Source organism: Streptomyces sp. NPDC034670, assembly GCF_055574875.1.
The window spans coordinates 22,286-39,272 of sequence record NZ_JBVITR010000027.1; the positions used below are offsets into that span (position 1 = coordinate 22,286).

A 16,987-nucleotide genomic window follows, 5' to 3' on the forward strand; every position below is an offset into this window, starting at 1 on the left:
CCGCTGGGGCTCCGGCCATCGTCTATACCGTGACCTTGCGCGTACGGCAGGGAATCAGAACAACCGAAGTCCGATCCGGCCGAGGATGACGCCGGTGTGTTCTCCGTAGACGAGGAGAACAGCGATGACAGCGAGTGCCAGGATGCCAGCGATGATGCTCCAGGTGCGGCGGGCGGTCATGAATACTGCCTTTCTTTCACGGGCTCGGGGTGTGTGGTGCTTCCGACGGTGAGGACGGTGTCACAGCGATCACGGACCGCGTCATTGTGGGTGGCGATGACAACGGCACAGCCGTCCTCGCTCATTGAGCGGAGGACGTCCACGACCATGGTGGTGTTGTCGTGGTCGAGGGCTCCGGTCGGTTCGTCGGCCAGGACGAGAGCGGGCTGCTTGACGATGAGTCGAGCCAGAGCGACGCGCTGCTGCTCCCCGCCGCTGAGTCGGTGAACCTGTTCCTTCTCGCGCCCGGCCAGTCCAACGCGCTGCAGAGCCTCGGCGATGGTCGGGCGGTCCTTCCTCACTCGGCGCGGTTTCATGGCGACCGCGAGGTTGGCGGCGACGGTCGCGTTGTCAATCAACGCGTAGTTCTGGAACAGATAGCCGAGGACGTCGCGGCGGTAATGTCGGGCAGCTCGTGGCTTGAAGCGGGTGATGTCCCGGCCTTCATGGCGGATCGCGCCGGAACTCGGCTGGTCCAGGAGCCCGAGGCAGTTGAGCAGTGTCGACTTGCCCGAGCCGCTCGGGCCGGTCAGCGCGAGCAGTTCTCCGCGCGGCACGGTGAAGGACAGGCCGGACCAGAGGGTGCGCGAGCCGAAGGTCTTGGACAGGTTCTCAATCTCGATCATGTGGCAGCTCCTGCACAGCGGTGGGCAGTCACGACTGGGTTGCGCCTTCCTTGACGATGCGACGGTGAAAGGCGGCAAGAGCCAGAAGCACCGCCGCCACCTCCACGGCGACGAGTGCAACGGTGACGCTGAGGTCGAGTCCAGTGATCTCGGCGGCCGGGCGGGGGGCGGGGATGCCGAGGGCCTCGTACCGTGCGAGGTCCTGGTTCTGCTGCCACACCTGCAAGGGCAGCCACCCTGCGAGGAGCAGGGCCAGGAGCCCTTCGACCAGCATGACAGGGCGGTGGGTGGCGGTGAAGGTCCACCCGCTGATGTGGCGGGCGAAGATCGATTGTGCATTCTTCCGGGAGTGGACGATGCAGACGCCGACTCCGGTGATGAGCAGCACCGCTACGGCCACTGCCAGATTGAACAGTTGCAGCCGGAAGTCTCCGACGAGATCGCGCAGCATGTCTGCGGCGTTCTGCGCGACTGGCGTCATGGACATCACATATGTCTCGAGATGGTGCTCTTTGATGCCGGCTGCGACGTCGTCCGGATCAGGGAAGACGATGCTGCTCTGAGAGGCGTAGTTGACGTAGAGCTTGTCGCTCACAAGCGGCGATCCGTTGGGGAAGGCGATGATGACGGGGTCCATGACCAAGGAGTTGTCCGCACCGGGGTTCTCGCCGTCGCGCCGTTGGCCGCTGGGATTGTAGGTGAAGACGCGCTGGTTGTCCTTCGACCAAACCGTCTGTATAAGGCCCGGTTTAACAATGTCTGGATTCGCGGGATTCAGTAGTCCCGGGACTTGCTCACGCAGAGGCCCGGCGTAGTCGGCAAGATCTTTGGGGATCAGGAGCCGTATCTTTTCAGGGTCTGTAGTTCCTGGGCCGTGCCGGTGTCCTGACGAGTTGAGAAGAGGTTGCGCGGCAAGGAAGGAGCCATTGACTATCAGAATGTCACGCGTCATCAGGTCTTCGAGACCCGCTCCCCGGATTCTCCGGTGGCCTGCAAAGATGATTTGCCCATCTTTGTCTGCCTCTCGCAGCCACGGCCCTACGTTCTTCTCCAAGGCGTGCAGGCCGGTTTCGCTGGCCAGGCTGCCATTGAAGGCGATCGAGGTGGTGGTGCCAGCCCTGGCGTACGCCTGGCTGCTCTCCTGTCGGGTCAGTACGTCCTGGCCCGCGAGAACGACAGCTGAGGCAATACTCAACGCCAGTAGGAGCGCAGGGATCCTGACGAGATAGGCACATGCCGCCGCGGCCCGCGCCGGCAACTCGCCCTTCAGGGCCGACAGCACATCGGTCTGGGACATCAGACCGAGCATGGCCGAGTGTGTGACAAGCGCAACGAGGCTGAGCGCGGCGGTAAAGCCCAGTGCCAGCAAGGTGAAGGCGCCGATCCAGGCCAGCTTGTTGTAAAGCCCGAGAAGCAGCAGAGTCGCGCCGGCCACCGCGGCAAATGCGATCGACCAGAAGGCCACCAACTGGCGCAGGTCCCGGCGCAGGATCTGCCCGAACGACTTCCCCTGCAGCCGCAGCACCCCGTACGCCTTCGCGTTGAGCAGGACGCCCGCGCCTGTCATCGTCACGACGGCGAGCGCGACCACGAAGAATGAACGGTAGAGCGCGCTGCCCCCGTACTCGGAGCTCAGCTGAGCCAGGGAGAACGGATGATAGACCTTGGCCGTCAGGCCGAGACCGGTGAAGGTCCGCGTAAGCGACGAGGCGGCCTGATCCGAGCCGAACACGTAGTAGAAGCCTCGGGGGTCGCGCAGCCCGAGGTCGGCGGCGGAGTGTACGTGGGTGTGGTAGTCGCGGTTGAAGGTGGGATAGCCGTCGTGCAGCCAGCTGGAACGCGGACCGCCGGGAGCTAGATAAAGGTGCCTGCGGCTGGACGGGTCCTTCAGGTCGAGGACTTCACGCGCAACAGTCACTTTGTGCTCCTGCGCGAACTCTGCGACTACATGAGCAACATGTGAACCACTGGCGGAGTTGTCGGAGTCTGTCACCCATACGACGGCGGAGTGCCCGAGCACCCAGTCCTCTTCCATGCTTCGTAAGAACAGGAAGGCAAGAACCGCGGAGTAAGCCAGCACGGCGGCGTGAACGAACTTGATACCTCGGTGCAGCATCAATTGCCTAGGTCAGGGCACTTCGGGAAGCGCAACGCACGGGATCGGACATTGAACGAGTGATCCGCCCGCGGGGGACGGAAAAATCCGTGCCATCGTACGGGCGGACACTCATCCTACGAGGCCGAGCCCACTGGGCTCGGCCTCGGTCAGCAGGTGGTCTTGTAGTAGGTCTCGTTGCCGTAGAGCGCGGCCTCGACCGAGGTTATGGACCACGAGCCCTTGCCTGCCGTGTCGCTCTGGATCGTCTTTCCGACAGAGGTCGAGCCGTGGCACTTGGTCGGGTGGTAGTAGTCCGACCACACCGTCGCGGTACCGGCGCCGTAGTCCCAGGTACCGCCGTCAACCTGCTTGACGACCGCCAGTGCAGGCGCGACACCGGCCACAATAAGGACACCAGCGGCCATAGCGACCTTCAGACTGCTCTTGATGTTCACTACATCTCCCAATGACGCACAAGAACTTGACGCCGACAGACGCTCGCAGAGGAAAACGATCAAGGCGAGAGAGCAACGGAGCAAGATCAGTTGAGAATGGCTAAATCAAGTAAGTGGCCATACGCCAACACCAGTGAGGTTTTCCTTGTGCCGCAAGGGTCGTGATGACGGCACAGCAGGCGGGAAGTCACATGCGAGAGAAGCAGGACCTGGCGTGAAGTTGACGCCGCTCCCTGAGTGGCGGACACACCGATAATGGATCTTTTTTATCCGGAGGAACCGAAAACATTGCCGATGGTGATGAAGGACTAATCGGGCGAGTTCAAGGCAGATGCCATGGCTCGCACAAGTCCACGCTCGAGGCAACTTATAGAGCATCGCTGCCGACCTGGACATCAATCTGGCCACCCTGTGTAAGACCGTGTCTTACATGGCGAGGCGGTCGTTGGTTTGTTCATGGAGTGGGATATATGAAGTCGGATTATTCCGGACGGGTTGTGGGAGATCGCGAAGCCGCTGATCCCGCCGTCGAAGGTGTGGCCGCAGGCTGGGGCAGCTCGCTGCCGCCCGACCCGGACCACCCCGTCCGCCGTCAGCCGGCCTTTCCGCTGGTCCATCTCCTGCATGATTCCCGGCGCCTGCGGCAGCAACTGCAGGCCACCCTCGACGCGGTGCAGACGGAGCGGGCCGCCTCGCGCGAGCAGGCGGTCGCCGAGACGTCCGGGCCGGGGGTCCAGCCGGCGCCCGCCGCCACGGCTGCGCAACCCCCTGCGCCGCCCGGTGACGTCTCCGACACTGCCGACGAGCCGCGTCAGGACGGCACCCAGTCCGGCAATCCCGCAGCCCCGGACTCACAGACTCCCGGAGTGCCCGAAGGAAGCGCCCGCGGCGGAATCGGCCAGCGCTTCCGGCCTTCCTGTCCTCACCGGATCGGTGAACACTTTGCCGTCCGGGAGCACCGCCTCTCTCCAAGGGCTCGGTGCCCGTCAGGCCCTTGAAGACGTTCCCCGGCAAGGGGCCGGTCAGCCGGAGCCGGTCTCTCCGGCTCCGGCCGGGGAGACCGGTGAACTGCCTGAACTGCCGTTGTGGACCGGTCCGGACGCGCCGCCCGCCGACACCGCGGCGCCGGAGAGCACCGCCGGGTTCTTGGAGGCCCGCGCCGAGTTCCAGACGGTCGTGGAGGTCTGGCAGGAACATGTCCCGCCGAAGAGCGGCACGGCCCAGGACCTGGTCGCCGACCTCGACGCCGATCTCTCCACGCTGCAGCGACTCCTCACCGCTGCCGTCGCCTCTCCCCCGACGTTCCAGGAGATGCCGGCGGTCACAGCCGTCGTTCCGGCGTCCACCCCCGAGACTGCTGGTGTCGCGGAGCCGACGGTGGGGGCGGGTACTCCGTCAGCTCCGCAGGAGGGGCAGCAGCGGGCCGCCAAGGTCACCACGGCGCTCCAGCGGGCCGACGCACACGCCGACGCGCTTCGGGACCTGCCGGAGTGGCAGAAGATCCAGACCGTGCGCGGCGCCTTCGGTCACCTCTTCCGTGTGATGGAGGAGCGGGCGGGAGAGCACTTCGACCGCCTGAGGGGAGACAACCACGTCGGCGACTTCTTCCGCAGGATCTCGATCCGCGCGTGCGAAAGGATCACCGGGTGGGCGCAGGCCGGGGCCGACCGGCTTCGGCGTCAGGATGAGCGCGCAGCGCGCCGGCTCCCGGAACCGAGGCGCTGCTCCACCTCGCGGACCAGGCAACCGGGTACAGCACCCCCCGGTGGCACGGCCGCAGCGGTCCGCCGCCGGCGCCGCCGAACGGGAGGTCCACCACGACGGTGGGCATCCCGTCGATGCGCAAGCTCGGCGAGGCGCTGTCCCGTCCCCTGCCCAGCGCGGCGGACGGGCGAGGCCGCGGGTCTCCACTGCGTCCGCGCGGGGCCGGTCGACGGCGCTGTCACGTTGGCTGAGCTGGTGGGATGATCTTCTGGTTGATCATGCGGAGGGGTTGTCCGTGGACAGCGCGTCGCCGTCGTACCAGGGGCACCGGTACCCGGTCGAGGTCATCTCCCACTGCGTGTGACTGTACTTCCGCTTCCCGCTGTCGTTCCGGGAGGTCGAGGAGCTGATGCCTGGACGCGGTGTGGCCGTCCCGTACGAGACGGTCCGGCGGTGGTGCGCCAAGTTCGGGCAGGCCTGTGCGAACGGCCTGCGCCGCCGACGGCCGAGGCCCGGGGACAAACGGCATCAGGACGATGTGTTCGTAAAGATCAACGGAGAGCGGAAGTACCTGTGGCGGGCCGTCGACCAGGACGGCACCGTGCTGGACATCCTCGTGCAGAACCGGCGGAACACGGCCGCCGCCAGGCGCTTCTTCCGCAGGCTGCTGAAGAGGACCGGTGCGGTGCCGCGGGTGATCGTCACCGACAAACTGCATTCCTACGGCGCCGCCCACCGCGAGGTCATGCCCTCGGTCGAGCACCGTTCCCACAAGGGCCTGAACAACCGGGCCGAGAACAGCCACCGGCCCACCCGGCAACGCGAACGCGCCATGAAAGGCTTCCGCAGCACCGGTGGGGCGCAGCGGTTCCTGGCCGCGTTCAGCGGCATCTCACCCCACTCCAGACCCCGCCGCCACCTGATGACCGCACACGACCACCGCGCCGAGATGACCGTCCGCTTCGCCATCTGGGACCAGGTCACCGGCGTCGTCGGCAGACCCGCCGAGGCCTGAGCCCGGAACCGGAACCCGGCTCCACCCCACACAACACGCCGACAGGCACTCGCACACCCAACAACGTGACAGCGTCATCCCGAAAAATCGCAGGTGCCGCAGGCATCCAGGCAGACGCCCACCGACCCGCACCCGTTCGTCCGACGCGGTGCGGCACGCCGAACCGCCCCGGCGGCGACCGGGAGCGACCGCCTCCTGACATCGGTCCGGCAGGGGTCCCCATCGGTGAAGGCCCCATTGCCCGGCTTCTCGGAATCCACGTCGTGCACCAAGCGTCTCGCAGGCCGCAGAGTTGTCTTGCCCATCGCACCCCCGGCCCCGAGGATCAGCGCAGGGGCCCACCGACCGCCGCGCGAAGCAGTCCCTCGGTGCCGCGCACCGGGCAGCTCGCTCCGCCGGAAGCGGGCTCATCGAGCACGTCCAGGGCCAGTAGCAACGGCGGCTGAGCCGGCCGGAGGTGGTGATCAAGCTGGTTTGTCGAGCACCAGGGCGACGTAGCCCGTGCAGCGTCCCACGGAGCAGTGGGCGTCGACACTGGCGAGGGTGTGCCGCCAGTCCTGTTCGCTGAACTCGCGCAAGTCGGGCCAGCGCAGGCACAGCAGTTCCCGGCCGGCCTGGTTCGTCGCCATGCGTGTCAGGAGAGCGCCGAGACGGGAGAAGCCTTCGATCACCGGACGGGTCCAGTCGACGGTGCGCCGTATGACGAACCCCGTCTCCTCCGCGTGCCTCAGGTAACGCCTCAGGGGCTCGAACTCGTCGAACTGCCACGCCTCGCGTACGAGGCCCAGTGGATCGAGCTGCCGGATCATCGACGGATCGTCCGTGTTCCAGACGAAGTCGACCAGGACGAACCTTCCGCCGGGGCGCAGTACCCGGAAGGCTTCGGCTAACAGAGCGCGGCGGTCGGCAGGAGAGAGGTGGAAGGCCGCCTCCAGGCAGAGCACCCGGTCGAACGAGCCGTTCGTGGCACGGATGCCCTCTGCCTGCGGCAGGGCGGTGACATCGGCCACGGCGAAGGTGGCGCGGACGGCGTCGCCGTACCGGGCGCGAGCCTGTGCGATCTGGTCGGCGGTGATGTCGACCCCCACGGCGTCACAGCCCGCGGCAGCCAGCCGGACGGTGGTGTGGCCGCGTCCGCAGCAGGCGTCCAGCACCCGGTGTCCCGGACTGGCTTGCAGGAGTGCCAGGCTCCTGGTCTCGAGCCGTCGTTGAAACCAAGCCAGCCCACCGACGATCCCGGGGAGGGTCGGAAGGGTGTGGTAACCGAGGTTGACCAGCGCGCCCCAGCCCAGGTGCCGGCACAACCGGAACAGTGGATTGGCATCGCCGTAGGACGCTGCAAGGCGGTCCTGGCCCATTGAGTTCCTTCCTGTGTGTTCCAGGCGGCTCGCAATACCCAGGAACGCAGGGGCAAGCAGGCGTGCCGGACCGTACCCACGCACGGTGCAGAACAGGTGCTTACCGGCGAAAGCGGCGGTGTGCCAGCGGTTCTGCCTGAATATCAGCACAACGAGTGATGCCGTTCCCGTGGCCTCGTCCCACCGCTTCCCGCGTGGGAACGTGGGCCAGCATCAAGGGCGAGAGCGGGGGGTACGGTGCGGGTGGCGTTGACCGGTGCCACGGGTTTCCTTGGCCTTCGACTTCTGCACGAGCTGTTGCGTCGTCACCCGTCGGTCACAGTGCTCGCGCGCGGGGAGCCCGACCGCGTACGGGAGCGGATCACCCGAGGCCTCGGCCGGTTCGCCCCCGGCCTCACCGGCCTCGCCGACCGCGTCCAGGTGGTGTCCGCCCGGATCACCGAACCTGGCCTCGCCCTGCCGAAGAGTGACTACCAGGAACTGGCGGACTCGCTGGACGCGATCTGGCACTGCGCCGGGGACACCACACTCGACGGTGACCTGACCACGCTGCGCGAGGTGAACGTGGAAGGCACCCGGTACGTCCTCGACCTGGCCGGGGCCGGACGCCGTGCCCCCGTGATGTTCCACGTCTCCACGGCGTTCGTGGCCGGGGCGCGACGGACCGGGGTGGTGTACGAGGACGAACTGACCGATGCCTACGGCTTCGAAGGCACCTACGAACGGTCCAAGTTCGAGGCGGAACAGGTGGTGCACGCGTGGGCGAGGGCCACCGGCCGGCCGGTGGTGATCTTCCGGCCAAGCGTCCTGACCACCGGTCTGCCGCCCCACCCGGATCTCCCGGAACACCCGTTGCTGAACATCGCGCGGAACCTGTCCGGCATCGCACGGAGTCAGCTCGGCCCCGGCCGGACACCGGACATGCTCCTCCCCCGGACCAACCGCTTCCGGATCCTGGGGCGGCCGGACGGACAACTCAACCTGATGCCGGTGGAATCCGCCGCCGCCGTGATGGCCCGGCTCGCCGACCTGCCTCCCCCCGACGGAGTGGAGACCTACCACGTCGTACACGGCCAGGAAACACCGGTCGTCGTGTTCGGCAGACTGCTGGAGCAACTCTCCGGGGTCCGTATCGCAGTTGTGCCGGAGCTCCCCGACCCTTCGCCGTACGAGTCGGTCCTTTCACTGGTCAGGGGGGTGTTCTGCTATCTGCGGCACCACCGTCGGTACGACGACTCCCGGGTGAGGGCCAGACTCGGACCGGCGGGCGTCCCGGAACACATCAGCCTGGAGTACCTGCTGTCCGGGCTCCCACCCCGAACGGAGGCTGCCCCGGTTGACCTGGCACCGCATCGCTGAACTGCTGTGGCCCGCTTCGAGACGGCGGGTCGGCTCCTGGGGCCGTTCCCCGGCCGTCCCCGTGTCGCGTCCCCGGGCGTGTTCCTCCGTGCCCGGCAGTGCGGCCACCCGGAAGGAGGACTCGGCGAGCCCGCCCGCTGTCGGTCGTGCCGCCGCGGACGGTCGCCACAGGGCAGTCGGCCCAACTGGGAACGGGTACGGGCCGGCCGGAGGACCTACGCCCACACCGACGCCGCGTCCGAGAGGAGCCGACCGGTGAACACCACTTTGTCCGAGGCGCCAGGACGCGCCGCCAGCGTGCCCCAGGTCTGCTGGCGGCCCGGCTCGGAACCGGCCGCGTTCGACCCGGCCGGGATCTCCGCCTACGCAGCCCGGATCCGTGAGCCTTTGTACGTGGTAGGCGGCGGATCCGGGTACGGGTTGGCCGTGGGCGGGACGCTCGGGCCCGGCGGGGGCCACCCGCTCGTCGGACTGGCCCCACCGGTGTACCCGGAGTGGCTTGGCGACCGAGGCTTCGCCGAGGCACACGGAACACGGTTTCCCTACGTGGCCGGGGAGATGGCCAACGGGATCGCCACCACCCAGATGGTGATGGAGCTGGCCGGAGCCCGGCTCATGGGCTTCTTCGGCGCCGCCGGACTCGCCCCCGACCGGGTGGAACAGGCGGTGACGGAGCTGACCGCGGCGTTGGGCGACGCGCCCAACTGGGGTGTCAACCTGATCCACTCACCCGGCGAGCCCCGACTGGAGTCGCAGGTCGCCGACCTCCTGCTGCGTCACCGTGTACGCCGGATCTCGGCCTCCGCGTTCATGGACCTGACGCCCGCCGTCGTCCGCTGCGCGGCGGCCGGACTGCGGCGGGACGCCGACGGCCGGGTGGTCAGGGACACCTGTCTGTTCGCCAAGGTGTCCCGTCGTGAGGTGGCCGAGAAGTTCATGTCGCCTGCGCCGGAGGCGCTGTTGGACGCGCTGGTCCGGGACGGGGCTCTCACCGCTGAGCAGGGCCGGCTGGCCCGCCTGGTCCCGGTCGCCGAGGACGTGACCGTCGAGGCCGACAGCGGCGGTCACACCGACAGCCGTCCGCTGTCCGTGATCCTGCCCGAGCTGCTGGCGCTCCGGGACACCCTGGTGGCCAGGTACGGCTTTCTCCGCCCGATCCGGGTCGGTGCCGCGGGCGGTCTGGGCACCCCCGGCGCGGTGGCCGGTGCCTTCGCACTCGGCGCGGCCTACGTGATGACCGGATCGGTCAATCAACTGGCAGCAGAGTCCGGGGTGTCCGCGGACGCGCGGGAGCTGCTGGCCGGAGCCGGCATCACCGACGTGGCCATGGCCCCGGCCGCGGACATGTTCGAGCAAGGCATTCAGGTCCAGGTGTTGACGAGGGGCACCCTGTTCGCAGCGCGCGCCAAGCGACTGTACGACGTCTACCGGCGTCACCGGTCCCTGGCGGAGATCCCCGCCGACACGCGGCACAGACTGGAGAACGAAGTGTTCGGCGCGGACCTGGACGCGATCTGGGCGGACACCGAACGGTTCTGGCTACGGCGCGACCCCGGACAGCTGGCCAGAGCCGAACGCGACCCCAAGCACCGGATGGCCCTGGTATTCCGGTGGTACGTGGGCAACGCCAGCCGATGGGCGATCGAGGGCCGGCCGGAGCGCCGCACCGACTACCAGTTGTGGGCCGGTCCCTCGCTCGGCGCGTTCAACAACTGGGCCCGGGGCAGCCTGCTTGCCGATCCGTCCCGGCGCACCGTCACGCAGATCGCCTTGAATTTGCTGGAGGGCGCCGCCGTGATCACTCGCGCGCACCAGCTGCGTACCTTCGGGCTTTCCATACCGGACTCCGCCCTGACGTTCCGTCCCCGCAAACTCGCCTGACCCCTGCAGGAGTGTCCGCGCAGATGAGAGCAGAACGTGCCCAGGTTCCCGTCGCGGTGGTCGGTCTCGCCGCGTTCACCCCAGGCTCCCGAGACGTTGCAGGGTTCTGGCGGAACGTCCTCGCCGGCCGGGATCTCATGTCCGACGTACCGGTGGAGCGTTGGTCACCGGCCGACCACTACGACCCTGACCCGTTCGCTCCGGACAAGACCTACGTGCGCAGGGGCGCGTTCCTGCCTGACTTCGAGTTCGATCCGTTGGCGTACGGAATCCCGCCGAGCGACCTTGCGTCCACCGACACCGCCCAGCTGCTGGCCATGATGGCCGCGGGTGACCTGCTGGCCGACTGCGGCCTCGGGAAGATGACCTCACAACAGCGGGAACGGGTCGGGGTGGTGCTGGGCACAAGCGGCCTGGCCATGGGGTTCGAGGTGTCAGCGCGGCTCTCCCGGCCGGTGTGGAGAAGGGAACTCCTCGCCTCCGGTCTCGACCCGGCCGCGGCCGACGAGATCTGCGACCGGATCAGTGCCAACTTCCCGGCCTGGACCGAGGCGACCTTCCCCGGTCTGCTCGGCAACGTGGTGTCCGGCAGGATCGCCAACCGGTACGACCTGCACGGCGTCAACCACGTGACCGACGCCGCGTGTGCCTCGTCGCTGGCCGCGCTCTCCACCGGACTGGGTGAGCTCGCCCTCGGCAGCTGCGACCTGGTGATCTGCGGCGGCGTGGACGTGCTGAACGACATCACCATGTACGTGTGCTTCTCGAAGACTCCGGCGCTCTCTCCGACGGAGGACTGCCGGCCGTTCGCGGCCGACGCCGACGGCACCATGCTCGGCGAGGCCGTGGTCATGTTCGCGCTGAAGCGGCTGGTCGACGCCGAACGCGACGGGGACCGGATCTACGCGGTGATCCGGGGCCTCGGCGCAGCGTCGGACGGCCGGAGCAAGGCCATCTACGCGCCGCTGGCCGCCGGCCAGGAACGGGCGCTGCGCCGGGCGTACGACGTGGCCGGGTACGGCCCGGAGAGCGTGGAACTCGTCGAGGCGCACGGCACCGGGACCAAGGCCGGTGACGCCGCCGAGTTCGCCGCGCTGAGGGAGGTGTTCCAGGCTGAAGGACGCCCTGACCGGCAGTGGTGCGCCTTGGGCTCGGCCAAGTCCCAGTTCGGGCACACCAAGTCCTCCGCCGGCGCCGTCGGAATGCTGAAGGCCGTACTCGCCCTGCATCACCGGGTGTTGCCTCCGACCATCAAGGTGGGGCGGCCCAACCCCGAACTTGAGCTCACCGATTCCCCTTTCTACCTGAACACCGCCACCCGGCCCTGGATCAGCGGCGCCGGTCGGTCGCGCCGCGCCGGCGTGTCGAGCTTCGGTTTCGGAGGCACCAACTTCCACGTCACGCTGGAGGAATACGTTCCCGCCAGGGGCGGCCGACGAGCCTGGCACCTCCCGGCGGCCCCCGGCGAACTCGTCCTGTTCAGCGCCTCCTCCCCCGGCGCACTGGCCGAACTGATCCGCCGGCCCCGGCCCGACCGGCCGTTGGCGGCGATCGCGCGGGAGTGTCAGGCGGCGTTCAGGACCGAACACCGGGCGAGGCTGGCCGTGGTGGCCGACGACGCCACCGATCTGGCGGGGCGGCTGGAAGCGCTGGCGGTTCGGGTGGAGGCCGGGGTGCCGTTCTCCGCGCCCCGGGCGCACTTCGCCACCGGTGATCCCGCCCCCGGCCGGGTCGCTTTCCTTTTCCCCGGCCAGGGCGCGCAGTACGTGGGCATGGGCGCCGAACTCGCCGTTCACCACAGGGCGGCCCGGGATGCCTGGGACGCGGTCGCGGCAGTCCTCCCGGTGCACCGGGAGGTGTTCCCGCCCCCCGTGTTCAGCGAGGAGGACCGTGCCTCGCTGGAGGCGGCACTGACCGCCACCGAGGTCGCTCAGCCGGCGCTGGCCGCGCACAGCCTGGCCCTGCTGGCCGTGCTGTCGGATCTGAAGCTGACGCCTGACTGCGTGGCAGGGCACAGCTTCGGTGAACTGATCGCCCTGCACGCGGCGGGCTCCTTCGACGCCCCCACCCTGGTCCGGCTGGCCCGGCGGCGGGGGGAGCTGATGCGGGACGCGGCCACCACCGCCGGGGGGATGCTCGCGGTGAACGCGCCGCTGGAGCGCATCGAGGAGCTGACGGAGCAGGTGGACGGGGTGTGGGTCGCCCACCACAACGCGCCCCGGCAGGTCGTCCTGGCCGGCACGGACCAGGCATTGACCGCCGTGGAGGCCCGGTGCGCCGCGACCGGCGTGGTCACCCGCCGGCTGAACGCCGCCGCCGCGTTCCACAGTCCCCTGGTCGCTGACGCCACCGAGCCGTTCACCCGTTTCCTTGCCGACCTCACGGTCCACCGGCCGGCACGGACGGTGTACGCGGGAGCCGATGCGGCCCCGTACCGGCGCGAACCGGCGGCGGTGCGGCGCGGCATCGCCGCCCAACTGGCCGCGCCGGCGCGGTTCGGCGACATGGTGGAGGCGATGTACAGGGACGGGGTGCGCACCTTCGTCGAGGTCGGGCCCGGCACCACCCTGACCGGGCTGACCGGTGAGGTACTCGGTGACCGTGAGCACGCGGCGATCAGCCTCGACCGGCGTGGAAGCCACGGGTTGGCCGCGTTCTACGACGGGCTGGGGCGGGCCGCGGTGCGCGGGGTCGCCATGGACCTGTCCGCGCTGTGGGAGGGGCACAAGCCCGTGCCCGAGCCGGATCGTGAGGAGAAACCACGGATGACGGTCCTGATCAACGGCGGCAACCACCGCGATGACCATCGTGGCGGACGTGCCACTCCCGCAGCTCCGGGACCGGTGGCGTCGCCCGACGGGGCGCCGGGGCGGCCGGGGCCGGTGGTGCCGCCCGCGGCGGTGCCGGAGGTGACACCACCGGTCCCGGGCCCCGGCACCGCGCGGCCCGCCCCGGGCCCGATGCCGGCGGCGCAATTGTCGGTCCAGCCGGTGGCCTGGTCGGCGCCGGTGTCCTCTGCCGGCCCGTCCCCGAAACCGGTCCCGGGTCTCGCCGAGCCGGCCGGGCCCGGCACACAGGCACCGCTGATCCCCGGCCAGGTGGCCACGGACAGGCCCGGAGACATCCGGCCGGGCACACCGGCTCCCGTGGCCACCCCGAGCGTCCGGTCCACCGGCTCGGCCCGCCCCGCTCCGCCGACGGAATGGTTGCGGCTCCTGGCCGAGGCCCAGCGGCAGAGCGCGGAGGCGCATGCCACGTACCAACGGGTGACCGCTGAGAACCACCAGCTCTACCTGCGGACGGCGCATGCCTCGATGGAGGCCCTGCTCGGCGCCGCCGGTGTCCGTCTCCCCGCCGTCGGCGTGGACGACCCGCAGCCATGGCCCGTCGTAGAGGTCGCGGTGGGTGCCACCGGCGCGCAGGTCGTGCCCTCCGGTCAACCGGTCCACGCCCCCGTGCCGTCAGGTACGGTCCCCGGCTCTGGCCAGCCCTTCCGTTCCGGTTCGGGCGGCGATGGGGGTGAGGCGACATCGGCTGTGCCGGCGCCACCCCCGCAGGCCACCGTCGTGCCGTCGCCCGTAGAGGCCCCGGCGCCCGGGCTGGTGCTGCTCGGGCCGCAACCGGACGCGTTGCGGCCGGACGGGCTGCCGCTGGACGCCGAGTCGATCGGCGCGCTGCTGCTGGAGGTGGTCGCCGAGCGCACCGGCTACCCGGCGGACATCATCAACCTCGACATGGAACTCGAGGCCGACCTGGGCATCGACTCCATCAAGAAGGTCGAAGTGCTCTCCCGGGTCCGCCAACGCGTGGGTGAACTGCCCGCAGCCGACCTGTCCGAGCTGGCGTCCTTGCGCACGCTGCGGGAGATCTCGGTCAAGGTCGCCCAGCTGGCGGGACAGATCGACGACACCGGCGACCAGGCGTCCGCCGGTCCGTCGCCGGTGTCCCCAGTGTCCCCGAAGCCTCCCGGGACCTCCGCCCCCGGATCCCCCGAGGACGTGGACTCCGAGCCCGCCGCCGGTCCGGAAGCCACCGATGCCCCCGCCGCCGAAGTCCCCACCGCCACCAACCGTCCGGAGCCGGTCCGCCTGGCGGTACGCGCCCTGCCGATGGCGCCGGCCGGGCTGGCCCTGGCCGGTCTGCGCGACCGGGAGCTCCTCGTGCTCGACGACTCCACCCGGGTGGGTCATCTGCTGGTCGAGGAACTCGCGGCCCACGGTGTGCCGGCCCGGCTCGTCACCGGTCTTCCGGCCGAGGCACGGTCGGTGATCCTGCTGGACAAGGGCGACGACCCGCCGGCCGCCTTCGCGGCGGTCCGGGGGCTGGCCGACCGGCTCAGCTCGGCCGGCGGCCTCCTGGTCACCGTGCAGGACACCGGGGGCGACTTCGGGCTGAGCGGAAACGGCGGCCGGCCGGTCCATGGTGGTCTGGACGCACTGGCCAGGACCGCCGCCCGGGAGTGGCCCCTGGCCACGGTGAAGGCCATCGACTGCGCACGCACCGGGCGCAGTGACAAGCAGGTCGCGGCCGCGATCGCCGCCGAGCTCACCGCGGGCGGGCCGTCGATCACGGTCGGTCTCCCCGCCGACGGAAGCCGGACGGTTCCGCTGGCGTGCCCCGTCGCACCCGGCCCCGTCGAACCCCGGGCCGATGCCGACTCGGTGATCGTGGTCACCGGCGGCGCACGCGGCGTCACTGCGTCGGCGATCCGCGAACTCGCGGCCGCCCACCGGCCCAGACTGGTGCTCCTCGGCCGTACCGCACTGGCCGAGGAGCCCGCGGGGCTGGCCGGGGCCACCGACGAGGCGAGCCTGATCCGGCTGCTCGCCACCGGCCCCCGCCAGGCCCCACCAGCCGAACTCGCCGCCGAGGCGCGGCGCATACTGGCCGTACGTGAGGTCCGGCAGACCCTGCGGGCCCTGGAGAACGCGGGCTCGCCGACGCGCTACCTGTCCGTGGACACCCGGGACGAGGTGGGCCTGCGCGACGCCCTGGCCGAGGTACGCCGGGACTGGGGCCCGATCACCGGGGTGGTGCACGGCGCCGGGGTGATCGCCGACCGGTTGATCGGTGCCAAGACCGACGAGCAGTTCGCCCTGGTGTACTCCACCAAGGTGGACGGGCTGCGCGCCCTGCTGGCCGCCACCGCCGACGACCCGCTCTCCCTGCTCGTGGCGTTCACCTCGGCCTCCGGAGTGTTCGGCAGCCCGGGGCAGGCCGACTACGCGATGGCCAACACCGCCGTTGACCACCTGCTCTCCGCGTACGCCGCCGCCCATCCCGGTTGCCTGACACGCTCTTTGGCCTGGGGTCCTTGGGACGGCGGCATGGTCACCCGGACGATCGCGGAACGGTTCCGCGCCGCCGGGGTCGAGCTGATCGAACCGGCTGCCGGAGCGCGCGCGTTCGTCGCCGAACTCGCCGACCCCGGCGGGCCCACCCGGGTGCTGCGCGCCGCCGGGGACGTGGCTCCCGACGTCCTTGCCGGGCAGGGACCGGTCGCCGAACTGACCCTCGCCCGGCCGCAGTACGCGCTGCTGGACGACCACCGGATCGACGGGGCACCGGTGGTTCCGGTCGCCGTCCTGGTGCACTGGTTCACCGGGCTGGCCCGGTCCTGGCGGCCGGACACCGGCCCGTTGGTCCTCCACGACCTGCGAGTGCTCCGCAGGATCGAACTGCAGGAACCGGGCGAGAGGCTCGTGCTGCGCGGCCGGACGAGGACGGACGAGTCCGCACGGCGCGGCGGTCTCACCGTCGAACTGGGCGCCGCGGGGGCCAAGTACGCCGACACGGTGGTCGCCGACGGCCCGCCGCCGGACCCGCACCGCTGGCGGACGCCGGAAGGCCTCGAAGAGGTCCCCGAACCGTACGACGGACCGGCGCTCTTCCACGGCCCGGTGTTCCAGGTCCTGGACCAGGTCCGGCTCGGCGCCGACGGGGGTGTGGCCGCGCTCCGCCCCCGGGACGTCGAACCCTGGCTGGCCGTGCCCTGGACGGTGGACGTCGCCGCGCTCGACGGCGCCCTCCAACTCGCCGTCGGCTGGACGTCGCGGGCCGGTGTCGGGGCGGCGCTGCCGATGTCGATCCGGGAGTGCCGGATCCACCGGGCGGGGACCGACTGGGGAGCCGCGCGCGTCGTCGTCTCGGCACGACGGACCGACGGGATGTCCGCCGAGTGCGACGCGGCCGTACTGTCCGAGGACGGCACCGTGCTGGCCGAGCTGCTCAGGGTGGAGCTGATCCGCCGACCCGACCTGACCGAGGGCTGA

At 70.0% G+C, this 16,987-nt stretch carries 8 protein-coding genes and 1 pseudogene; 4 read left to right on the plus strand and 5 right to left on the minus strand.

Annotated features, from left to right (window positions below; all coding sequences use genetic code 11):
- Nucleotides 1-54: 54 nt before the first annotated feature.
- From ACZ56B_RS19025 to ACZ56B_RS19040, 4 genes are all read right to left on the minus strand, one after another.
- Nucleotides 55-180 carry a hypothetical protein gene (locus ACZ56B_RS19025; RefSeq protein WP_468791346.1) on the minus strand — a complete coding sequence of 42 codons (126 nt, stop codon included), beginning with the start codon at nucleotides 178-180 and terminating at the stop codon, nucleotides 55-57.
- On the minus strand, nucleotides 177-845 hold the full coding sequence (locus tag ACZ56B_RS19030; RefSeq protein WP_468791349.1) for an ABC transporter ATP-binding protein: 669 nt from the start codon (nucleotides 843-845) through the stop codon (nucleotides 177-179). Before ACZ56B_RS19030 ends, ACZ56B_RS19025 begins: the two co-directional genes overlap by 4 nt.
- 28 nt (nucleotides 846-873) lie before the next feature.
- Nucleotides 874-2,964 carry a bacteriocin-associated integral membrane family protein gene (locus ACZ56B_RS19035; protein WP_468791352.1) on the minus strand — a complete coding sequence of 697 codons (2,091 nt, stop codon included), beginning with the start codon at nucleotides 2,962-2,964 and terminating at the stop codon, nucleotides 874-876.
- A 146-nt stretch (nucleotides 2,965-3,110) separates the two neighbouring features.
- On the minus strand, nucleotides 3,111-3,398 hold the full coding sequence (locus ACZ56B_RS19040) for a lactococcin 972 family bacteriocin (protein WP_468791355.1): 288 nt from the start codon (nucleotides 3,396-3,398) through the stop codon (nucleotides 3,111-3,113).
- A gap of 1,999 nt (nucleotides 3,399-5,397) precedes the next feature.
- Here ACZ56B_RS19040 and ACZ56B_RS19045 point away from each other — a divergent pair.
- Nucleotides 5,398-6,117: pseudogene (locus ACZ56B_RS19045) on the plus strand (IS6 family transposase).
- A gap of 464 nt (nucleotides 6,118-6,581) precedes the next feature.
- Here the strand turns inward: ACZ56B_RS19045 and ACZ56B_RS19050 are convergent.
- Complete coding sequence (locus ACZ56B_RS19050; protein WP_468791358.1) at nucleotides 6,582-7,421, minus strand: class I SAM-dependent methyltransferase; 840 nt, start codon at nucleotides 7,419-7,421, stop codon at nucleotides 6,582-6,584.
- Between the two features lie 291 nt (nucleotides 7,422-7,712).
- Between ACZ56B_RS19050 and ACZ56B_RS19055 the strand changes: the two genes are divergently transcribed.
- The 3 genes from ACZ56B_RS19055 to ACZ56B_RS19065 all read left to right on the plus strand — a co-directional run bounded on the left by ACZ56B_RS19055 (nucleotide 7,713) and on the right by ACZ56B_RS19065 (nucleotide 16,987).
- Complete coding sequence (locus ACZ56B_RS19055) at nucleotides 7,713-8,834, plus strand: SDR family oxidoreductase (RefSeq protein WP_468791361.1); 1,122 nt, start codon at nucleotides 7,713-7,715, stop codon at nucleotides 8,832-8,834.
- A gap of 255 nt (nucleotides 8,835-9,089) precedes the next feature.
- A complete protein-coding gene (locus tag ACZ56B_RS19060) occupies nucleotides 9,090-10,715 on the plus strand; it encodes a PfaD family polyunsaturated fatty acid/polyketide biosynthesis protein (RefSeq protein ID WP_468791364.1) in 1,626 nt (541 codons plus the stop codon).
- Between the two features lie 23 nt (nucleotides 10,716-10,738).
- The gene (locus ACZ56B_RS19065; RefSeq protein ID WP_468791367.1) at nucleotides 10,739-16,987 is read left to right on the plus strand and encodes an SDR family NAD(P)-dependent oxidoreductase; all 6,249 of its coding nucleotides are present in this window, start codon (nucleotides 10,739-10,741) and stop codon (nucleotides 16,985-16,987) included.